Genomic DNA, 20,701 nt, shown 5'->3' on the forward strand with positions numbered 1-20,701 from the left:
GCTATGAAAGTCAGGAAAGTCGCCGCGCATCGACGCGCGGAACACAAAGACCCGGACCTGGGTCCGGGTTCCCTCCGCAGACGGACCCGCCACGGATCCGGTCTGCCCAACGCAATGCGCCGGATGGGGGCACTGGCGGCCGCCTGTGCCTTGACCGTTTCTGCGCTCACCGCCGTGGCCGGCACTGCCACCGCAGACACCGCCCCGGTGAATCCTGCCGATCCGAAGACCCCGGTCACCGTCTCCTCCGACGCGCTGCCCACCGCCCAGCTCGACGGCGTGGCATGGCAGCAGGTGGTGGTGGGGGACACTGTCTACGTGGCCGGCAAGTTCACCAAGGCCCGCCCCGCGGGGGCAGCGGCCGGAAGCCAGACCGTAAGCCGCAACAACGTCCTGGCATACCGGCTCTCCACCGGCGAGCTGCTGCCCTTTTCGGCGAACCTGAACGGCCAGGCGCTGGCCATTGCCGCTTCGCCCGACGGCTCCCGCATCTACGTGGGCGGTGAATTCACCTCTGTCAACGGCCAGGCGCGGTCACGGATCGTGGCGCTTAATGCCGCCGACGGTTCCGTGATCTCCAGTTTCAATCCGAAGGTAGGAGCGACGGTCCGTGCCCTTGCCACGGCCGGCGATACGGTTTACGCGGGTGGAATCTTCTCCAACGTCGGGTCCGTGTCGCGGTCGCGGCTGGCCGCGTTCCGCGCCGGTGACGGTGCCCTCCTGCCGTGGAATCCCAAGACCGACAACCGCGTCAACGCGCTGGTGGTGTCCCCGGACGGCCGCCAGGTGGTCATCGGTGGTGCCTTCAGTACGCTGAACGGCTCGAACCGGCCGGGCTTCGGCCTGGGACGGGTGGACGCGGTAACCGGAGCCAACCTCTCCCTCGGCGTAAACAACACCGTCCGCAACGCCGGAAACAATGCGGCAATCCTCTCGCTGTCTTCCGACGGAACGAACTTCTACGGCACCGGGTACATCTACCGGGCCTCCAACGGAACGGGCAACCTGGAAGGTTCCTTCTCCGGCAAGTGGGGGGACGGCAACCTGCAGTGGGTGGAGGACTGCCACGGTGATACCTACGGCATATGGGCTTCCTCCACGGCGGTCTACATTGCCGGACACAATCATGACTGCCGGAACTTCGGCGGTTTCCCGGAAGTCAACCCCCGGGTGGAGCACCGGGCCGTGGCAGTCAGCAAAGCAGCCACGGGGGTCTTGGCGAAGGATACCCAGGGATGGCCGTCCTTCCCCGGGACTGCCGCTCCCAGCATGCTCAACTGGTTCCCCGACCTGGACACCGGCACGGCCAGCGGCCAGAGCCAGGGGCCTTGGGCAGTGGCCGGAAACGAACAGTATGTGGCAATGGCCGGAGAATTCCGCAATGTCAACAACAAGCCGCAGCAGGGACTGGTGCGGTTCGCTGTCCGGGACCTGGCACCGAATGCCGACGGCCCGCGGGTCAGCGGAGCCAAGTTCAATCCCACGCTGGCCTACAAATCGGCCGGAACGGTTGAAGTGGGGTGGAAGGCGAACTGGGACCGGGACAACGAGTCGCTGACGTACCAGGTGATCCGGGACAGCAACCCGACTCCGGTGTTCACCACTACGCAGTCATCGCGGTTCTACAACCGGCCCAACCTCAGCTTCACGGATACCGGGCTGACCGCCGGTGAACACAGCTACCGCATTGTTGCCATGGATCCGCTGGGCAACACGGTCAAGAGCGATATCCTCCGGGTCAATGTGCCGGTAGGGGGTCCCGGGGGAGGTCCTGCTCCCGAACCGCAGCCGCAGCCCGGTACCGGAGCCTCGGATGACTTCGGACGGACCGGGACCGGCGGCTGGGGTACCGCATCCACCGGCGGAGCCTGGAGCCACACCGGGTCCTCGGCCCTGTGGTCCGTTGACGGGGCCGGGAAAATGTCCCTGAACAAGGCCGGACTCGGCCTGACGGCACAGCTCAACCTGGCGCAGCGGGATTCCGTTGTCCGGGTGGATACTGCATTGGACAAGGTACCCAACGGCGGCGGGGCGTTCCTGACACTCGCGGCACGCAAGAGCACGGCCGGCGAGTACCAGGGCGTGGTCAAGGTTTCGTCGGCAGGCGCCGTAACCGTGGACCTGGTCCGGGTGGCCGGGGGAACCTCCACTAAGGTGGCGACCAAGACCGTCCCCGGGCTCACGTACGCCGCCGGGAGCCAGTTGGCGGTCCGTTTCTCTGCCGTAGGGTCGGGATCCACTGCGCTGGGAATCAAGGTCTGGCCGGCGGGCAGCGCCGAACCCTCGGCGTGGACCATCACCGCGACGGACACTTCTGCTCAGCTGCAGCAGGCCGGAACCGTTGCGCTGACGGGCTACGTATCCGGGAGCACCACCAATGTTCCCGTTACGGTTGCCTTCGACAACCTGCGGGTCACGGAGCAGTAGTGAGCGCTGCTGAAGTGCACGGAAAGCGGGACCGGTCTACAACCGGTCCCGCTTTCCTGTGTCTGTTCCCGCGTCGCGGCCGGGCTGCCGGGTCTAGCTGCGCTTGTATTCGCTGAAGACGTACCCGAAAGCCCCGGTGAGGATGCCGGCTCCCCGCGCCGCGGTCCGTAGCCCTCTGGCCTGGTGGCGCTGCGAGCGCAGGAGCATGCCCAGCGCGTAGCGGGCGGCTCCGCCGGCAGAGCGGACTGCTCCGGGGGCCAGCAAACGGAAACGGACTGCCATGCGGCCGGCAGGGGTGGGCGTAATGGCCAGGAGTACCCGCGAATGGCAGTTGCCGCTGCGGAAGGCCCTCCGCAGCACCCACCTGCGGGTCAGGCGGGAGATCGGCACCCGGTCAACAACGGTCGCTTCGTCACACCAAACCATCATCCCGCCGGCCTGGACGAGCTGCCGCGAGAACAGAGTGTCCGATCCGCCGCTGAGTCCGAATCGCTCGTCGAATTCCAGTCCCAGCGACCGGACCTGGTGCAGATCCAACAGCAGGTTGTTGGTTGCCGCAACGTCCAGCCGCGAGCCGGTGGGCAGTCGGCGGCGCCGGAAGAAGTCTCCGGCCGCGACCCACTCGTCGGGTTGCTCCTCGTACTCGGAGATGACGGGGCCCACCACAGCGGCTGCACCGGTATCCTTCTGCAACGCCACCAACTGCCGGAGCCAGCGCCCGGAGGGCACCTCGTCGTCGTCGATAAAGGCCAGCAGGTCCGCTGCGGCGGAAGCCTGCCGCAGTGCACGGTTGCGCGCGGCAGCGATACCGGGGCGCGGCTCGTGGGTGTAAACGAGCGCGGGATCCTTCAGGGATTCGACGGGGGTGCGGGCACCGGCGTCGGGATCATTGTCCACCACCAATACCTGGGCCGGGAGCGGGGCGCTTCGGGCCTGGGCAAGCAGCCGGGGGAGGGCGACGGCGAGATCATCGGGCCGCTTGTAAGTGAGGACCGCGATAACGAGCCGGGCCTGCACAGTTGGAAGGCTCTGTTCCGGATCGGCGGCAGCGGACATATTCATGCTCCTCGGGTAGGGACGGGGACACGGCGGCGCAGCACGCGCTGAAGCAAAGGAACCAGGGCGCGAACGGTTGGCCGGTGGAAGAGGGCCAGCACGGCCCCCGAAATGAACAGGAAGAGGGCCAGTCCCAGGAAGAGTTCCGTTCCGGGGTCCGGGAGCACCCTTCCCAACAGGAGATAAGCTGCGCTGCCCCACAAGCTGGCATGCACCGGCGGCCACAGGATCCGCATCTGCGCCAGCATTCCCACCCCCGTCAGCCGCGACTGCAGGAACATCAGCACGGGAGTGAGGGCAAACCCCGCAGCGGTATATCCGGCCGCGACACCCAACAGGCCAAACTGGAGGCCGATGATGATGCCGCTGAGCTGGGCGGCAGTGGCCAGCAGTTCGTATCGCAGGTTAAGCCCGGCCCTGCCGAGCCCTTTCATCAGCGACGGTGCGATGTAAAAGACGGTCTCCCGCGCACCTCCTATCGCCAGGATGCTCATCAGCGGGGCTGCGGCCAGCCAGCTGCCGCCGAGCAGCAGATGCACCAGCGAGGGTGCGGCGCAGGCAACGAAGGCCATCAGCGGGATGACGCAGGCGGCCAGCAGGGCCATCGCGGCCCGTAACTGGGCGGCCACCTGCGCAGGATCAGCCGATGCGCGTGCGAAAGCGGGAAACATCACCCGGTTGACGGTCTGCCCGATCAACTGCACGGGCACCACCAGTACCCGGTAGGCCATGGCGTACAGGGACAGGGAAGCGACCCCCAGCACGCGCCCTACCAGGATGTTGTCGATGTTGCGGGAGAAGTAGGCCAACCCGTTGGTGGCAAACACGCCGGCGCTGAAGCCGAGCAGGGGCCGGACCTCGCCCAGGTGCAGGTTGGGTGCCGGCCCGCGGGTGCAGGCCAGCAGCACTGCAGCCATCACCAGGTCGGTAAGCACCGTCTGATAGAGGACGGCGAAGTACCCGGCGCCCAGGACGGCGGCGGCAATCCCGGCCGTGGCGCCCAGGACGGCGGCCGCGACGTCGGCGGCAGCGATCCCGCGGAACCTCAGCTCCCGTGCGAGCAGCGCCCGCGGCGTGATGCCCAGGGCCTTGAGCGGAAGGGCCAGGGCTATGAGACGCAGCAGTTCGGCTAATCCGTCCACGCGGAAGAAGCCGGCGATGGCCGGGGCGCAGACCCATGTTGCCGCCCCGACGATGACGGCCAGCACAAGGTTCAGGGTGAAGGTGGCGCCGGCAGCCCGGGGGGTCAGTCGGGGACGTTGGATGAGGGCGGAGGACAATCCCTGATCCAGCAGGAGCGTGGTGAAGACAATGAACAGGCTGGCAACGCTGACAATGCCGTAACTTTCCGGCCCCAGCAGGCGTGCCAGCACCACGGCCGAAAGCATCTGGAACCCTTGTTTGGCCAGTACCGCCAGCAAGCTCCAGCGGACTCCGCTGGCGGATCTCGCACCGATGTCCGTGCCGTCTTCCGGCAGCTGCTCTCCGGCCCCGCTGCGTCCGGGGCGGGAGGCGTTCCCCGGCAGTTCCTTTTCCAGGGGTGTTACGGCTGCGGCCGGGACGCGCGGCGGCCGGCTGCGCCTCATGCGTCCGGTCCCGTGGAGTCGAAATGCATTGTATTGCCCCCCTTGCAGCGATTCGCCGGCTGAACCCGGTGGAATCCGGTGAATGATGCGCCCCTGGCCGCACGATGACCAGGCTGAGACCGATCTGCCTGCATAGGCTCGAAACACTAGGCCGCGGGTCCGGGCACGTCCAGAGTGGTTGCTGCTGTTTCCCATGGCAGGTAATCGGCGGAAAAAGAGCAGTATCACCGGCCCCCAAACACGTACAGCTTGCGTGGTACAAATTGCGGGATTTCACTCGTCGAGGGATTGGGTCTCGCTATGAAACTTGTGGATTATGCACGTGCGTTGGTCCGGGGCTGGTGGGTTGTGCTCCTGTGCCTGGCCCTCGGGCTGGGCGGTGGAATGGCGGTAACCGCCTTGGTCCAGCCGCTCTACCAAAGCACGGTTACGTTCTACGTGGTGGCTCCCAGCACCGAGAGGCAAAGCGCCCTCCAAGCGGACGAACTGGTCCGCGGCCGGATCACCGCCTATGCGGCGCTGCTGACCAGCGAACAGTTCATCGACCGCATAGTCAGTGCCAGCAGCGTGGACCTGGATGAGGACGTCGTGAAGGAAAGCATCACGGGCGTGGGCGATCCTGAAACGCTGACCCTGACGGTGAATGTCCGCGACCCGGAGCGCGAAACGACCGATGAGATAGCCACCCAGATTGCCGGCAGCTTCGGCAAGATGGTCAGCGACCTGGAGAGCGGGACCTCCGCGGAAACAGTGCTCAATGTGGTCTCCGGACCCTCCACATCCGAAGAGCCCGTCCGGCCGCGTCCTGCGCTCAACCTGGCCATCGGGGGCCTCCTGGGGCTGTTTGCCGGGGTGCTTCTGGTGGTGGCCCGCTCCCGCGGCGGGCAGCATACCGCGGCACCGCGGCCGGCTACCCGCGAAGAACCGGCAGATGTTGCACGCTAGCGGCCCCTCACCGGCGGGTCCGGCCGCGAATCCAGGGGAGGCGGTTGGCTAAATGCATCTCCTTCTCTGGATCCTTGCCTGTGCTGTTGCCGCCCTGGCGCTGCGGAGGCATCCGGCCGCGGCAGCGCTCGCCGTCGTCGCCCTGTGGTTCACGGTGCCGGCAGCCGGCAGTTACCTGCTCACCGGACAGAGTGACGGATGGTTGTCCCTGCACGCGGCCACCTGGCTGATCTTTATGATCCTGGTCTTCCAAATGGCCTTCGAACCCTCGGTGCTGGCCGAGGCCGCGGCCCGGCATATCTACGCCGTTGTTGTCATGGCGGCCGTGCTTGCCTCGGCCATCCTCAGCACAGCGGTCAACGGCCAGGGGGAGGGCGGGGTCCTCCTCGTGGACCAGATCCTGGCGCCGGCCCTGTTTTTCCTGTTCGTGGTCGGCAGCGCGGCCCGCGATGAACGCGTTGTGCCCTGGCTGCGCAACGGGCTGCTGGCGCTGGGCGCATTGGTCTGCCTGGTGGCGGTGGCACAGTGGCTGACCGGCAGTGTCCTGTTTTACGAAGCCGGCTTCCGGACCAGGTACTGGTTCAACCCGGAAGGGCCGCGGTGGATGGGACTGCTGGACCAGCCGCTTACCCTGTCCCTGGCCGCCTGCGTGGTGGCGCCGCTCACGGTAAGGCTGCGGCGGCTCTGGCTGCAGGTTGCCCTGCTGGCACTTTTCGGTGCGGGTGTCCTGGTCAGCCAGTCCCGGGTGGGGCTAATCGTCCTGGCAGCCGTGATCCTTTACGTAGCGGTCGCCACCCGCAAGCCGGCAGCTGCACGGGTCGGCCTGCTGGGAGTCCTCGCCGCCCTGGTGGTCTGGGCCCTCTCCGGGCCATTGGCCGAAGGATTGCTCAACCGGCTGGAAGATGACAACGGTTCAGCTGCCGCCCGTACCTCAGCGGTCCTGACCGTGCTGAAGCGGTGGCCCGAGTACCTCTTTGAAGGCCAGGGCGTCAGCGGCAGCTACCGGGTGGCCGATCAGGGCGGGCTCGGCACCAGCCTGGAAAACTCCTTCCTGATGTACGGGGTGGACCTCGGCCTGTTCTTCAGCCTCCTCTACTTCGGGTTGCTGACCGTCCTGGTGCTGAAGAACTTCCGGCGCACGCTTCCCGGGGGATTGGCGGTGGCGGGACTGCTGGCTATCGCCATCCCGCAGACCTACAGCGGCTTGGCGACCCGTTCCGCGGCGGCAATCCTGCTGTGGACCGTGGTCGCCCTGATCGTTGCCGAGGGAGAAAGATCCCGTATCCCCGCCCGGCCGGAGCGGCATGGAGGGTGGCACCGCACCACGGGGGCATTGCGTACCGCCGGGGAGAGCCCAGCAGGCCGGGATGAAGCGGGGAACCGCGTGGCAGCCGCCTCCGGGGCCACGGCCGTCCCGGCGGCAGGTCCGGAATGACCCGCCGGCGGCATGCGGCGCCGCCGCCGGCCGCATCCGGATCGGGGTTGTCACGCCGGAACGTCCTGTTCCTTGCCGGTGCGGGTGCCGGCCTGCTCGCTACGGGGTGCGCTCCCGGTGCGCGCGTGACGCCACCCGCGGCGAACAGCATTGCAACTGTGGAAGACCTGTTGACCAGGGAGCCGTTTTATGCCGCCCACCGGGGGTCCCAGGACAACTGGACCGAGCACACTGCCGAAGCATACCGCCGCGCGGTCGAGGCAGGCGCGCCCGCCCTGGAGATCTCCGTGCACCGCACCTCGGACAACGTTTTTGTGTGCCACCATGACCCCAACACGCTGCGGATGACCGGGGTGGATAAGGAGATCGCCCGCAGTACTTATGACGAACTGCTGGAGCTGTCCAACAACGCCAAACCCTGGCTGGGGCCAAACAGTGCCGGCGCCCCCCTGCCCCGGCTCACCGACGTGCTGGACCAATACGCCGCATCATGCGTGATTTTCCTGGAGGACAAAGCCTCCGGGGACCCGGACGATCTGCTGGGCATCATGGACGGCTACCCCGAGCCGGCCCGGCACTTCATCTGGAAACAGTCCGGTACGGCCAGGCAGCACGCAGCGGTCAAGGACCGCGGCTACCTCACCTGGGGGTATTTTGCGGAAGACGAAACCGATGCCCTGACGGCGCAGCTGGCCGACGAGTTCGATCTGGTGGGCCTGCACTGGACGGCATCCGACGATGCCTTCAAGGCAGCGGTGGAGTACGGCAAGCCGGTGGTCGCCTGGGACATCCACACGCGTTCCGAGCGGGACCGCATGGTGCGCCTGGGGGTACGCGGCATCATTTGTGCCAACATCCCCTATGTCACCAGCGACGCCCCTTCAGCTGACGCGGACTCCTTTGCCGGCGGCGTACGTGCGCCGGGTGACCTGCCCTACGCCCTGGCCTGGACCCACCAACCCGTCATCCAGCCGGCCACGGCATCGATCCGGCTGGAGCATCCCGTGAAATCCAGTTACTGCATGGGTTCGATGTGTCCACTGGACGGGGAAAAGGGCTACACCGTTTCCTTTGAAATGCGGTGGCCGGACAGGTTGCCGCAGGAGGCCGGACACGCCGGACTCGCCTTCGGCCAGGACAGCGACGCCCCCTACCGCGTCCGGGAACCCTCCCTCTCAGGCGGGTACCACTTTGTGCAGCGCACCGACGGCGCATTGGAACTCTTCGGACGGCAGGCCGGTGAAATCTCCGGCTACGACCTGGGGCGCGTTGCTACCGCGCCGCCGGTTTCCGGCGAGTGGATGCGGTACGAGGTCCGCGTAACGCCGGAGAGTGTGTCCGTCTCCCGCATTGACGGGGGGCCGGGGAAGGAGTGGACTGTGACCTCCGAAGACAACACGTACCGGGGCGGCTATTTCTTCCTGTGCCGGAACCACGATGCCCCACCGGCCGTGGAATTCCGCTCCATCGAAAGCCAGCCGGCAGCGAACTAAGGCCGTGCTCAGGTGCACACCCGGATTCTGCGTGGAATGATTAGGGAAGACTCGTGTTGCGTAATGGCACACCCCTTTCCCTCCTAGGAGTCTTCCGTGCCCGTGGTTTCCACTCCCGTCAGCCTCCGCCATGCCGAAGGCCCCATGGATAACGCCGAAGTTGAGCGCATCCGCAATGACTTCCCGATCCTTCACCAAGAGGTAAACGGCCGCCCGCTGGTCTACCTGGACTCCGGTGCCACCTCGCAGAACCCGCTCAGCGTCATCGAAGCGGAGCAGGAGTTTTACGAACAGCGCAACTCCGCCGTCCACCGCGGAGCGCACACGCTGGCTGTTGCTGCCACCGATGTGTACGAGGACGCACGGAAAGCGGTTGCCGGCTTCATCAACGCCCGCACCGATGAGATTGTCTGGACTTCGAATGCCACGGAAGCACTGAACCTGCTGACGTATGCGTTCTCCAACGCGTCGCTGGGCCGCGGCGGAAGCGCTGCGAAGCGGTTTGCGCTGGGTCCCGGCGATGAAATCGTGGTGACGGAGATGGAACACCATGCGAACCTGATTCCCTGGCAGGAACTGGCATTCCGGACCGGTGCCGCCCTGCGCTATATCCCCGTGGACGACACCGGCGCGCTGAACCTTGAGGAAGCCGGGAAAATCATCGGACCTCGCACCCGGATCCTCGCCTTTTCGCACGCCTCCAACGTCCTGGGCACCATCAATCCGGTGGACACCCTGGTCCGGATGGCCCGCGGGCAGGGGGCCCTGGTGGTCCTGGACGCCTGCCAGTCGGTACCGCACCTTCCGGTGGACGTGAAGGCGCTGGACGTGGACTTCGCTGCCTTCTCGGGGCACAAGATGCTGGGCCCCACCGGGATCGGCGTGCTATACGGCAAGACGGAACTCCTGAACGCCATGCCCACATTCCTCACCGGAGGATCCATGATCACTACCGTGACCATGGAGAAGGCAGAGTATCTGCCCGCCCCGCAGCGTTTTGAAGCCGGAACCCAGCGCATTTCACAGGCGATGGCGCTGGCGGCCGCCGTGAACTACCTCCAGGAAACAGGCATGGAGCGGATCCATGCCTGGGAAACCGAACTGGGCCGCCGCCTGGTGGCGGGGCTGGAACAGATTGACGGCATCCGGGTGCTGGGGCCCAAAGCCGGAGTGGAACGCATCGGCCTGGCCGCTTTCGACGTTGACGGCGTCCATTCCCACGACGTCGGCCAGTTCCTTGACGATCAGGGCATCGCGGTCCGGGTAGGACACCACTGTGCCCAGCCTCTGCACCGCCGGCTGGGACTGGTATCCACTACGCGCGCCAGCACCTACCTTTACAACACGACGGACGACGTCGATGCCTTCCTCGCCGCCGTTGCCGGCGTCCGCCCGTTTTTTGGAGTGAGTAAATGAGTTCAGACCTGCAGCAGCTTTACCAGCAGATCATCCTGCAGCATGCCAAGGACCGGCACGGCGACGGGCTGGCCGAGGTGCCCGCCGGCGCCCGGTCCGGCGAGTCGCACCAACTGAACCCGACCTGCGGCGATGAGATCACCCTCCGTGCCGTGATGGCCGGCCCCCGGCTGGACGGGATCAGTTGGGAAGGCCAGGGCTGCTCCATCTCGATGGCCTCCGCATCGGTGCTCACGGACATGATGGCAGGCCTGCCGCGTGAGGAAGCCCTCGCCCTGGTGGAGGACTTCCGCGAGTTGATGCGGTCCCGCGGAACCATGGAACCGGACGAAGAGGTCCTCGGTGACGCTGCCGCCTTCGCGGGAGTGTCCCGTTACCCCGCGCGGGTGAAGTGCGCGATGCTGGCCTGGGTGGCGCTGGAGGAAGCCCTGCTCGCCGCCGCCTGAGTCCCGCCGCCGGCCGACGGCTGGTCAGCGCTTATGCCGTCAGCCACCGTTGGGGACCGCTCCATCACGGGCGAAGACCGTCACTCTATTGGTGGTGCCGGCCCACTGGTCCACGGCCGTGAATCCCCGCGCAGCGAACCACCGGTCTTCCAGCTCTGTCAGTTCCCGGGGATAGTCGGCCCGCCGCACGGCCACCACCCGCTCAACGCCGGCCAGCCGGCCGGCGCTGTCCTGCAATGGCAGTGACGAGCCATCCAGGCTGCCGTCGTCCTGGCCGCTGGCCAGCAGCGTCACGTCCAGCAGACCGTCAAACGCCTGCGGGTAAGCGGTGCTGATGCGCCGCTGCGTCTGCTGTACAAGCGGCCCCTCCGGAACGCGTCGCGGTCCGAAGTACACGGCATTTCCCGGCTCGGTATGTGATTGGACATAGTCCGCTACCTGCGCCCAGTCGGAGGAGTTCTTGGCCTCGGCGGTGCGCTGGGAGGCGTAGATGGGCAGGATGAGCACACACAGCAGGGCACCGGCCATGGCAGCATGCCCCGGCCGCAGCTTTGCGAGCCCTGCACCTATCAGCAGGGCCATGGCAGGAGCCGTAAGGGTGAGATAGCGCGGGTTGTAGACGGGAGCGGCCGCCAGGGAAATCAGGACAAGGACCGCGGTCGGGACCAGCAGCAGCGGGAGCGCCAAGGCCGGCACGGCCCGTGGGGCCCTTCGGACAGCGAACGCTGCCAGCAGCCAGGCCGTACCTGCCAGAAGCACGGCAGCAGCCTGCCAAAGTCCGCTGCCGGACCCCGGCACGGCCGGATTGGTGGGGGTTTCCCCGAGGAACCACTGGTTCACCAGGATGTTGCGGGCCAGCTGTCCAACGGAGAGGTCCGGAGTTCCCAACTGGCCGGACTGGCGGACGGCTGCCAGCAGCACCGGGGTGCCCGCCAGCACGCCGGCCAATGCGGCCGCCAACCACGGCAGCAGGATTCGGCGGGCCCGGGGGAGCAGGCATACAAACACGCCGTGGGCGGCCACCACCAACAGAACGTAGATGTTCACGGCGATGCCGAGCGCTGCGAGCAGGGCATATAGGACAAAGTAGCGCCGGCGTCCGCTGTCCGCCCCTGCCAGCAGGACCCAGCAGAGCCCAACGGTCAGGGCGGTACCAAGGGCAAACGAGCGGCCTTCCATGCCCATCCACGTAGTCCGCGGGAGGATGGCGAAGACTGCTGCCGCAGCGACCGCCGTCCGGGGGCCCGCCAGACGGTGCGAGAGGACATACAGTCCCGCCGTCGAGAGGCCCACGGCCAGGGCACTGGGCAGGCGAAGCGCCAGTTCCGAGTATCCGAAGACGGCGCACCACAGGTGCATGAGTGCGTAGTAGGCGCCGTGGACGGCATCCACCTCTCCGAGCATCGCCGCCAGTGAAGACCAGCTCCGCGAGGCCGCGGAGATGGTGACCGCCTCGTCGGTCCACAGGGACGGCTGCCAGGACCAGAGCAGGGCCACCACTGTGGCTGCAAGCCCGAACGCGGTCGGGAGCCGGATTCCCGGTGACGGCAGGGCAGGGCCCGGCGGGGTCGGCGCCGGCGCCCGGTGCGGCGGCTGGGTTTCGGAAGCGGGGAGCTGCGGATCGGGCATGAGTGTCCCTCTGGCTAGGCAAAGCGGCGGAGCGGACGGCTCAGCGCTGGATGCTAACAGGCGGTTCGCGCCGGCGGGACCGCATATGCGGGCGGGCGCGAAACAGGTAGCCGCGGGTAACTATGCCGCCCCTTTCCCGTAGGTAGTAAGCGAGTGTTCCGACGCCGGGGGGCTTCTTCGTAGCCTCGGGGGTACGTCACAACATCCTGGAGACACGTATGCGCCCGGACAGGGAAACCCCAGGCAGGAAAACCCCAGCAAACCCAAGCAGGAAAACAGGCAGGAACACCCGGGCACGCACCGGGATCCTGTGCGTGCATTCCTCCAATGAGATGTACGGGGCGGACCGGGTGCTGCTTCAGGTGGTGCAGGCGGTGCCGCCGGACCGCACCCAGGACGTCATCGTGTGGTTGCCGCCCGCCCCGGAGCCCGCCTCAGGCGCTCACGGGCCGGAGCAAGGGCGCCTCGCCCGGGAACTCCAGCGGCTGGGGATCCGCCACTCGCAGCGGTCACTGCCGATCCTGCGTCGGCGGCTGGTCTCGGCGCGCGGCGTGCTGGCACTCGCCGCCCAGCTGGTATCCGTCCTGCCCGCATTGATCCGGCTGCGTCCGCAGGTGCTGTACTGCTCCACCAGTGCCGTCCTGCTGTTGGCACCGGCAGCCAGAATGCTGGGCGTCCCGCGGGTGGTGTTGCACGTCCAGGAAATCTGGTCCGGCCCGGAGGCGGCACTGCTGCGCGCGATGTCCCGGTTCGCCACGGATTGGATCGCCATCTCCCGAGCATCCGCGGCGTCATTGCCCCCGGCGATCGTGGACCGGGCGCAGGTCATCGTCAACGGCGTCGAAGACCGGGAACCCCGGCCGGCCGGGGCCGCCGTTGGCCGGCCCGCAGCCGGGGGGACGGCAGAAGCGGAACCCGGCAGAACGCCCGGCCGTGTGGCGGAGGTCCAGCCGCCGGCCGGGTCGGAGGAAGAACCGCTGCGGTTCCTGATGGCCGGGAGATGGAATGCCTGGAAAGGCCATGAGTTCCTGCTCCGTGCCTGGGATTCAGGTGACCCGCCGGGAATCCTGACTATTCTGGGCGGCCCTCCGGACACGGGAACCGGGGTCGATGTGGCCGGTTTGGTTGCCGCGCTGCGGCACCCGGAGTCCGTAACCATCGTGGGGGAAGTGCCAGAGATTACCGAGTATGTGGACGCCGCCGATGTGATGGTGGTGCCGTCCACGGCCCCGGAACCGTTTGGCCTGGTGGCGATTGAGGCCTTTGCCCGCGGCAGGCCGGTGGTGGGTAGCAACGCCGGGGGACTGGCGGACGTGGTCACGCAGGGTGTCACGGGGTGGCTGTACGCCCCGGGCGATCTTGCCGCGCTCTCCGCCGTGCTGCGCCGCCTGGACCGACCCACCGCCCGCGTCGTGGGCAAACTGGCGCGGCGGGCGTACGAGGAGCAGTACACAGCGGCTCTCTTCCGGGAGAACCTGGGCGCCTGGTGGAAGCAGGTGGTGGAGAGCTAGGGGCGTCCCATGCCCTTGTAGTTCCACCCGGCGGACCGCCACTGCTCCGCATTCAGGACGTTGCGGCCGTCAATGATGTTTTTGTCCGTGACCAGGGCCCCAATCGTGACCGGATCCAGGGCCACGTACTGCTTCCACTCGGTCAGCAGTACCAGGGCATGGGCGTTCCCGATGGCGTTTTCCGCCACCGGTTCGTAATTGAGCTCCGGGAACCGGCCCTTCGCGTTCTGCAGTGCCTCCGGATCTGTGACCGTGACCGTGGCACCCTGCAGTTGCAGCTGCGCGGCGGCGCTGAGCGCGGGCGAGTCCCGTACGTCGTCGCTGTCCGGCTTGAACGCGGCGCCCAAGATGGTGATGCGTTTGCCCAGCAGGGACCCGCCGCAGATGTCCCGGGTCATTTCCACGACTTTTGACCGGCGCCGCATGTTGATCGCGTCCACTTCCCGCAGGAAGGTGAGGGCCTGGTCCGCGCCCAGCTCCCCGGCCCGGGCCATAAAGGCGCGGATGTCCTTGGGCAGGCAGCCGCCGCCGAAGCCCACTCCTGCGTTGAGGAATTTGCGTCCGATCCGCTCATCCATGCCGATGGCGTCAGCGAGTGCCGTCACATCCGCGCCCGAGGCCTCGCATACCTCTGCCATGGCGTTGATGAAACTGATTTTCGTGGCCAGGAACGAGTTCGCCGCCGTCTTCACCAGCTCGGCCGTGGCGTAGTCCACCAGCATGCGCGCGGTGCCGGTGGCCAGCGGAACGGCATAAACCTCGTCCAGGGCCGCGGCCGCAGCCTCGCCCGCCGGTCCTGCCGGCACCCCGTACACAAACCGGTCAGGGGACAGGGTGTCCTGGACCGCGTGCCCTTCGCGCAGGAACTCGGGGTTCCAGAGCAGGACGGCGTCCGGGGCATCATCCGCCAGCATGTCCGCCAGCCGCGCCGCGGTACCCACGGGAACCGTGGACTTGCCCACCACGACGTTGCCGGGTTTCAGGTACGGGGCGAGCCCCGCGACGGCAGCATCCACGAACCGCAGATCCGCCGCATACTCACCTTTGCGCTGGGGAGTGCCCACGCAGACAAAGTGCACGTCCGCACCGGCGGCGTCCGCCATATCCGTACTGAACGTCAGCCTTCCGGTCGCCTGCGCTTCGGCCAGCAGCTCGGGGAGGCCGGGTTCAAAGAACGGCGCCCTGCCGGCGGCGAGTTCGTCCACTTTGGATTGGTCGACGTCGATCCCGGTGACCTCATGGCCGAGCTTGGCCATGGACGCGGCATGTACGGCCCCGAGATAGCCGCAGCCAATGACTGAAAGACGCACGTTTCCCCTTTGGTTCCAGCGGATAAAGTCCACCCAAGAGTCCGGCGGATGAACTCCACTCCAGCCTATCGTCTGGCCTCCGGCCGCAACCACAGAGGGAAAACCAAGTATCGGACGGGGGAAAACAAGTAGAAATGCGCCTGATCGGCACGGGACGGTGCCGGGTTCCTAGCCGATGGGGGAGGGCGCAACCGCAGTCAGGTTCACCGGTATCTCCACCCGGAAGGTGGTGCCCACGCCCAGCTCGGAGGTGAAGGAAATCCGGCCGCCGTGGGCTTCCACAATCGACTTGGTGATGACCAATCCCAGGCCAACCCCGGGGATGGCCGCCTTTTTGACCTGCCCGGTCCGGAAAAACTTGGTGAACACATCGCGCTGGTCGGATTCGCTCATGCCGATGCCGCTGTCCTCGACTTCCAGGACCACGTTCGTGCCCTGCCTTCGGGTGCGCACGGTGACCGTGCCGCCGTCGGGCGAGTATTTGATGGCATTCGAGAGCAGGTTGTCCAGGACCTGGGACATTCGGTCCGGGTCCGCTACGGCTTCGAGGTCCGGCTGGCAGTCGCAGTGCAGGGTCACGTCGAGGGCGGCGGCCCGCCGTCTCGCGCTGTCCAGGCTGGAACGAACCAGTTCGGCGACGTCGGTCTCCCGGCGGTGCAGGTGCATGGTCCCGGACGCGGTGGTCAGCAGATCCGCCACCAGCAGCAGCAGCCGTTCTGCATTGCGCTGCGCCACCTGCAGGGCACTGTTGATGTGCGCGGGGACCCCTTCCGGCTCCAGGTCCTCGAGGACGAGGTCGAGATAGCCGATGATCGATGTCAGCGGGGTACGGAGTTCATGCGAGACGCTCGATACGAAGTCTTCCTTGGCATTCAGTGCGTTGACCATATCGGTAACGTCGCTGTAAGCCAGCACCGAGCCGGCGAATTCGCCGTTGTCCCGCAGGGACCGCGAACACACGGCCAGGGCGCGCTGCCGTTCCCCGGTCCCCACCCACACGATGACATCCGAAAAGGATTCCTCGCGCAGGGCACGTTGGGACGGACGCTGGGCATGGGTCAGCGGGGTGACCTGGTCCAGGTCGAAAATCAGGGCGTGCTCGTTGCGGTCCGCGCCGCCATCCAGTCCGGCGAGGGCGTGGTTGGCCCGCTGGCGGCTGTTCATCAGAATGGTCCTGCCCTGGGCGTCCAGGGCCATCACTCCCACGTCCACCGTCTCCAGGACACCGTCCAGGAGCTGGGAGCGGAGGCGGGTCTCCTGCAGGCTGCCCTGCAACCGCCCCTCGGCCTCCGTCAGGCGGCTGCGTTGGGCCTTGGTGTCACGCTCTACGGTGGACACCACTATGGCGATGCCCATCATGACGAACGGAATGAGCATCGGACCAACCAGGTCACGGGCCGACGGCGAGCCGTCCGTAAACAGCGGAGCCCACAACACGGCCGTGGTGCAGATATAGCTGATAAGCCAGGCCAGACGCGCCGACGCGCCGGACCAGGCCATCCAGAAAACCGGGAAAACCGCCAGGAAGCTCAGGCCGGTAACCGAGTGGCGGCCGTCATGGTAAAGACCGCCCACCACGGCGAAATCCAGGATCGGAATCATCCAGTAGGCCAGTGGGTGGTACCTTTCCCAGGGGACGGCCAAACACGCGCCGGTCAGTACAACCAGGAGCACCAGTGCGGACTGGAAGCCGGTGCTGCCGAACAGCGCAGGGTTGACCGCGGCCGCAATGGGCAGTGCCACGGCAACCGAAAGCACCAGAGGCAGCTGGCTCACCAGCAACCTCATCCGCAGATTGAGTTCATAAAACTGTGTTTTGAAACCCAACAGAGCGGCAACGCGGCCTTCGAGACTGGACATAAAAAAGGGGAACCCCCCGGATTCCTATAGTGGTAGCTCAGATTATAGGGGCGCTCCTGTAAGATACCGAGCAAGGGGAGCGGGCAATCAGAAGTCTCGCAGGACAGGAAAATAAACAGGCATGGAAATACAGCGCGTAGCCGTCATCATTGAAGACGACGCAGATATCCGCGATCTTCTCAACGCAGTTCTGCAGCAGTCGGGATTTAAGGTGTTCACCGCCCCCAACGGTTCCGAAGGCGTAGAGATGGTCCGCCTGCACAATCCCACGGTCGTGACCCTGGACCTTGGCCTGCCTGATATTGACGGCTTCGAAGTGATCCGGCAGCTCCGGCTGTTCAGCGACGCCTACATTGTGATGCTCACGGCCCGTGCCGAGGAACTCGACACCCTCATGGGCCTTGAAGCCGGTGCCGACGACTACATCACCAAGCCCTTCCGCCCCCGGGAGCTGCGTGCACGCATCTCGGCCATGCTCCGCCGCCCCCGCGGGGAGTCGGTGCCCGAAACGGAAGCGGGTGCGGTGGCAGCGCCGTCCGCGGACGCCGGCAGGAACCAGACGCCCGCAGCGCCGGTTGCGACGGCGGTTCACACTGCGGTGGCCCCCGGCGCTTTCGCCCACAACGGACTGACCCTGGACCCGGGAACCCGCACCACTGAAATCAACGGCCAGGCCGTCGAGCTGACGCGTACCGAGTTTGACCTCCTGCATGCCCTGCTGGAAGGCGGGCGCCTGGTACGGACCAAGACCGATCTGGTGCGCCGGCTGCGGGGCGAGGAATACGACACCGGTTCCTTCATCAGTGACGCAGATGAGCGCACCATTGAAGTCCATGTGGGCAATCTCCGCCGCAAGCTCGGCGATGACTCCAAGTCGCCGCGCTGGCTGGAAACGGTCCGCGGCGTAGGGTACCGGCTGACCCCGGTTTCCTGACCCCCGTTTCCAACTCCCCGTTGGACCGGCAAAACCTGACATAGCAAAACCCCCGGATGGCCTGGCCTTCCGGGGGTTTTGCTGTGCGGGGGAAGGGCAGGCCTACAGCTGCGCCTGCCGGGCGGGCATCAGGCCGAGGGAATCGGTAAGGAACGCCATGGTGTCGCCGCCGCACCCGCCGATTTCTTCCACCAAGGTGCCCAGGGCCGGGAAATCGTAGGCGCTTACGGCTTCCTGTGCCTCAGCGGCCAAAGCGGAGAGCCGCTCTGCGCCGGCCATGTGGCTGGAAATCTTGATGCTGAGGATTACGTCCATGGCAGCCTCCATGTCCCTGATGTCCGCGGCCCGGACCAGACGCGCGTAGCGTCCGTCCCACATGGAGGTGAAATTCCCGATGTACTGCAGGCAGGTGCGCGCCCCCATTTGCTCGCTCAGCTCCATGAGGGTGCCCAACGCAATCAGGCGGCGTCGTTGGTTCGGCATTACCCACCGTCCTGTGGCCGGTGCGCGGCGGGCCCGGTCGTGGAAACGGTTGCAGCCGGGAACCGGCCATGGTCTTCGACCAGGCTCCGTGGCGGTGCAGTGAGGTACAAAAAAATATCCTTCGAGTGGGGGCTCGTCGAGGTGGTGGTTCCTTGATCCGTGCCGGCACGGATGTTTCCGGGCCAAGACCTACAGTTTCATTCGAACCTCAGGAACTGGTGTCCGCAACACTCAAGATCGTGGCAATATTTTGGTCACGGTTTTGTCCCTTTACTTTCGGGATAAAAGGCAGCTTTCAGCCGTGGCCGTTTCCCTGGATTCAGGGACGTATTCGCCGGCGGTGCGGGTGGAAGATATAGGCCAATAAGGCGCCAATGGCGGAGCCCAGGGAATTAGCCAGTACATCGTTTACGGTGGCATATCTCTGCGGCAGGAAAGCGTCCTGCACCGTCTCCACGCCAATGGAAACCGCAACGCCGCACAGCACGGCCAGCCATACCCAGCGCCGCGGCAGCAGCAGCCCCGTCAAGAGGCCGAGCGGGAGGAACAGTGCCACGTTCGCACCCCACTCGAGCAGGGCATAGTCCACCCACAGCGGCAGTCCCTGCCGGTACAGATCCGCGAGGGTTGCCTCCAGAAATCCGCGGGCGGGCCGGTCAACGGGGGAGGGCCACAACACCACCGCTCCCAGCAGCACCGGGTACACCGCCAGGCCGACGGCGGCTGCCGCGCGCACGAGGAACGCCCACATGTTCCGGGGCTGTGCTTCGTAGTGCTGCGGTGCTTGATGACGGGGCATCGTGTGTTCCCTTCAAACGGGAAAGGCATCCGGAACCCGGTGCCTCTGCGCCGGTTTGAGTCGATGTTGAGACTACCTTGTGCGCCGCTTGAGCTTTGCCCCAATGTTGCTCCAACCCTGCGGCAAGCGCTGCTGGATTCTTGAGGGCGGGCAACCAGAGTTAGGGCATCGGCAGGAAAACATTCCTACGCCTGGGACTTTCAAACAAGGGGAACAACATGAAGAAGATGACCAAGGGTGCACTGGCAATCGGTATCGGCTCGGCAATGCTGCTGGGCGGCGGCGGAACCCTCGCCACCTGGAATGATTTCCAGAACGCCAATGCCGGCACGATCGTCGCCGGTGACCTGGATGTTCAGGCCGACCCGGGAACCTGGACCAACGCATCCGGCAAGGAGATCGACATCAACTCCTACACGGTTGTCCCCGGTGACGTCCTCACCTTCACCCAGCCCGTCAAGGTTGTGCTGTCCGGTAACCAGATGAGGGCACAGTTCACGATTACCGGCCTGCCGCAGAACAGCTTCACCAATAGCGCGTATCCGAAGGTGAAGGTTGCCGGCGCGGACGGCGTGGATATCCAGAACGCGGTCCTCACGCAGAGCGGCGACTACACCGCATCAGCCGTCTTCACCTTCAACCCCGCCACGAGCGAGCGGGCGGACACCAACGCCAAGTTGAATCTCAGCGCTGTCGGCTACACCCTGAAGCAGCTCGCGGTCACCAAGTAACACCAAGCATTTCCCCTTGTTTCAACTCGGGTTGTGCGCGGACGCCAACTCCCCGCGCACAACCCGTTTCCCCTGGAGGAAGAACCCGTGAAGAACGTACTGAAAGCAGCCGGCCTGGTCCTGGCTGCCGTGGTACTCGGGCTCATGACCGTCCAGGGAAGCTATGCACTCTGGAATGCTTCTGCTCCGCAGAACGCAGGCACAATCCAGGCCGCGGACTTCAATGTTGAGATCAACGAAGTCAATATGGGACAGACTCCGCAGCTGCTGCTGGACCTGGGGTCTATCAGCCGCGGAACCTCGCTTTACTCATCCGTCCGGGTGACCAACAAGGTGAACGTCACTGCCGAATCGCCGCTGGTTCTCCAGCCGGCTGTAACGGCTCCGACGCCCGCCAACACCCTGAACGGGAACCTGACGGTGACCACCGCCGTCGTGCAGGGGCCCGCAGTCTGTTCGGCGGACCTGCCGTACCGGGCGGGGGCACCAGTTCTCCCGGTGCTTGCCACCGGAACCACACAGACCATCTGCTTCAAGGTCAGCCTTGGAGCCAACACCCCGGCAGCCTCCCTGGGCCAGCCGGTCAGCATCCCCGTAAACCTCAGCGTGGCGCAGCTTGCGCCGGCAGCTTAGTGATGGA

At 66.1% G+C, this 20,701-nt stretch carries 17 protein-coding genes; 10 read left to right on the forward strand and 7 right to left on the reverse strand.

The window, feature by feature from the left end:
- The first annotated feature begins 3 nt into the window (after nt 1-3).
- On the forward strand, nt 4-2,427 hold the full coding sequence (locus AC5RUF_RS09320) for a WD40 repeat domain-containing protein (RefSeq protein WP_494130394.1): 2,424 nt from the start codon (nt 4-6) through the stop codon (nt 2,425-2,427).
- Between the two features lie 93 nt (nt 2,428-2,520).
- Here the strand turns inward: AC5RUF_RS09320 and AC5RUF_RS09325 are convergent, their stop codons facing one another.
- Together AC5RUF_RS09325 and AC5RUF_RS09330 are read right to left on the reverse strand one after the other, a co-directional pair.
- Nucleotides 2,521-3,483, reverse strand: coding sequence for a glycosyltransferase family 2 protein (locus tag AC5RUF_RS09325; RefSeq protein WP_494130395.1), 963 nt, complete (start codon nt 3,481-3,483; stop codon nt 2,521-2,523).
- A gap of 2 nt (nt 3,484-3,485) precedes the next feature.
- Entirely contained in the window at nt 3,486-5,069 is a 1,584-nt protein-coding gene (locus AC5RUF_RS09330) for a lipopolysaccharide biosynthesis protein (RefSeq protein ID WP_494130396.1), read from the reverse strand.
- 300 nt (nt 5,070-5,369) lie between these two features.
- Here AC5RUF_RS09330 and AC5RUF_RS09335 point away from each other — a divergent pair, with 300 nt between their 5' ends.
- From AC5RUF_RS09335 to sufU, 5 genes are all read left to right on the forward strand, one after another.
- Nucleotides 5,370-6,014: a YveK family protein gene (locus AC5RUF_RS09335; RefSeq protein ID WP_494130397.1), complete on the forward strand. Its 645-nt coding sequence runs from the start codon at nt 5,370-5,372 to the stop codon at nt 6,012-6,014.
- A gap of 52 nt (nt 6,015-6,066) precedes the next feature.
- Complete coding sequence (locus AC5RUF_RS09340; RefSeq protein WP_494130398.1) at nt 6,067-7,449, forward strand: hypothetical protein; 1,383 nt, start codon at nt 6,067-6,069, stop codon at nt 7,447-7,449.
- A 158-nt stretch (nt 7,450-7,607) separates the two neighbouring features.
- The gene (locus tag AC5RUF_RS09345; RefSeq protein ID WP_494130399.1) at nt 7,608-8,942 is read left to right on the forward strand and encodes a glycerophosphodiester phosphodiesterase; all 1,335 of its coding nucleotides are present in this window, start codon (nt 7,608-7,610) and stop codon (nt 8,940-8,942) included.
- Nucleotides 8,943-9,038: 96 nt separating this feature from the next.
- Nucleotides 9,039-10,358: an aminotransferase class V-fold PLP-dependent enzyme gene (locus tag AC5RUF_RS09350; protein ID WP_494130400.1), complete on the forward strand. Its 1,320-nt coding sequence runs from the start codon at nt 9,039-9,041 to the stop codon at nt 10,356-10,358.
- Nucleotides 10,355-10,804, forward strand: coding sequence for a Fe-S cluster assembly sulfur transfer protein SufU (gene sufU / locus AC5RUF_RS09355; protein ID WP_493997542.1), 450 nt, complete (start codon nt 10,355-10,357; stop codon nt 10,802-10,804). The genes AC5RUF_RS09350 and sufU overlap by 4 nt, the downstream gene beginning before the upstream one ends.
- Nucleotides 10,805-10,843: 39 nt before the next feature.
- On the opposite strand, the gene AC5RUF_RS09360 is transcribed toward sufU, so the two are convergent.
- Nucleotides 10,844-12,433 carry a glycosyltransferase family 39 protein gene (locus AC5RUF_RS09360; protein WP_494130401.1) on the reverse strand — a complete coding sequence of 530 codons (1,590 nt, stop codon included), beginning with the start codon at nt 12,431-12,433 and terminating at the stop codon, nt 10,844-10,846.
- Between the two features lie 314 nt (nt 12,434-12,747).
- Between AC5RUF_RS09360 and AC5RUF_RS09365 the strand changes: the two genes are divergently transcribed.
- Nucleotides 12,748-13,944, forward strand: a complete 1,197-nt coding sequence (locus AC5RUF_RS09365; RefSeq protein WP_494130402.1) for a glycosyltransferase family 4 protein — start codon at nt 12,748-12,750, stop codon at nt 13,942-13,944.
- On the opposite strand, the gene AC5RUF_RS09370 is transcribed toward AC5RUF_RS09365, so the two are convergent.
- Both AC5RUF_RS09370 and AC5RUF_RS09375 read right to left on the reverse strand, forming a co-directional pair.
- On the reverse strand, nt 13,941-15,254 hold the full coding sequence (locus tag AC5RUF_RS09370; RefSeq protein ID WP_493997728.1) for a UDP-glucose dehydrogenase family protein: 1,314 nt from the start codon (nt 15,252-15,254) through the stop codon (nt 13,941-13,943). The two genes, AC5RUF_RS09365 and AC5RUF_RS09370, sit on opposite strands and share 4 nt — an antisense overlap.
- Before the next feature lie 168 nt (nt 15,255-15,422).
- On the reverse strand, nt 15,423-17,030 hold the full coding sequence (locus tag AC5RUF_RS09375; protein WP_493997727.1) for a sensor histidine kinase: 1,608 nt from the start codon (nt 17,028-17,030) through the stop codon (nt 15,423-15,425).
- 205 nt (nt 17,031-17,235) lie between these two features.
- Here AC5RUF_RS09375 and AC5RUF_RS09380 point away from each other — a divergent pair, with 205 nt between their 5' ends.
- Nucleotides 17,236-18,048: a response regulator transcription factor gene (locus tag AC5RUF_RS09380; protein WP_494130403.1), complete on the forward strand. Its 813-nt coding sequence runs from the start codon at nt 17,236-17,238 to the stop codon at nt 18,046-18,048.
- A gap of 102 nt (nt 18,049-18,150) precedes the next feature.
- On the opposite strand, the gene AC5RUF_RS09385 is transcribed toward AC5RUF_RS09380, so the two are convergent.
- Both AC5RUF_RS09385 and AC5RUF_RS09390 read right to left on the reverse strand, forming a co-directional pair.
- Entirely contained in the window at nt 18,151-18,531 is a 381-nt protein-coding gene (locus AC5RUF_RS09385) for a hypothetical protein (RefSeq protein WP_493996703.1), read from the reverse strand.
- 319 nt (nt 18,532-18,850) lie between these two features.
- Nucleotides 18,851-19,330, reverse strand: a complete 480-nt coding sequence (locus AC5RUF_RS09390) for a VanZ family protein (RefSeq protein ID WP_494130404.1) — start codon at nt 19,328-19,330, stop codon at nt 18,851-18,853.
- Nucleotides 19,331-19,548: 218 nt separating this feature from the next.
- Between AC5RUF_RS09390 and AC5RUF_RS09395 the strand changes: the two genes are divergently transcribed.
- Nucleotides 19,549-20,061 (forward strand): alternate-type signal peptide domain-containing protein, encoded by a 513-nt coding sequence (locus AC5RUF_RS09395; protein ID WP_494130405.1) that lies wholly within the window; start codon nt 19,549-19,551, stop codon nt 20,059-20,061.
- 87 nt (nt 20,062-20,148) lie between these two features.
- Nucleotides 20,149-20,694: a hypothetical protein gene (locus AC5RUF_RS09400; RefSeq protein WP_494130406.1), complete on the forward strand. Its 546-nt coding sequence runs from the start codon at nt 20,149-20,151 to the stop codon at nt 20,692-20,694.
- Nucleotides 20,695-20,701: the final 7 nt, after the last annotated feature.

It is taken from the genome of Arthrobacter sp. Y3224198 (assembly GCF_059090025.1).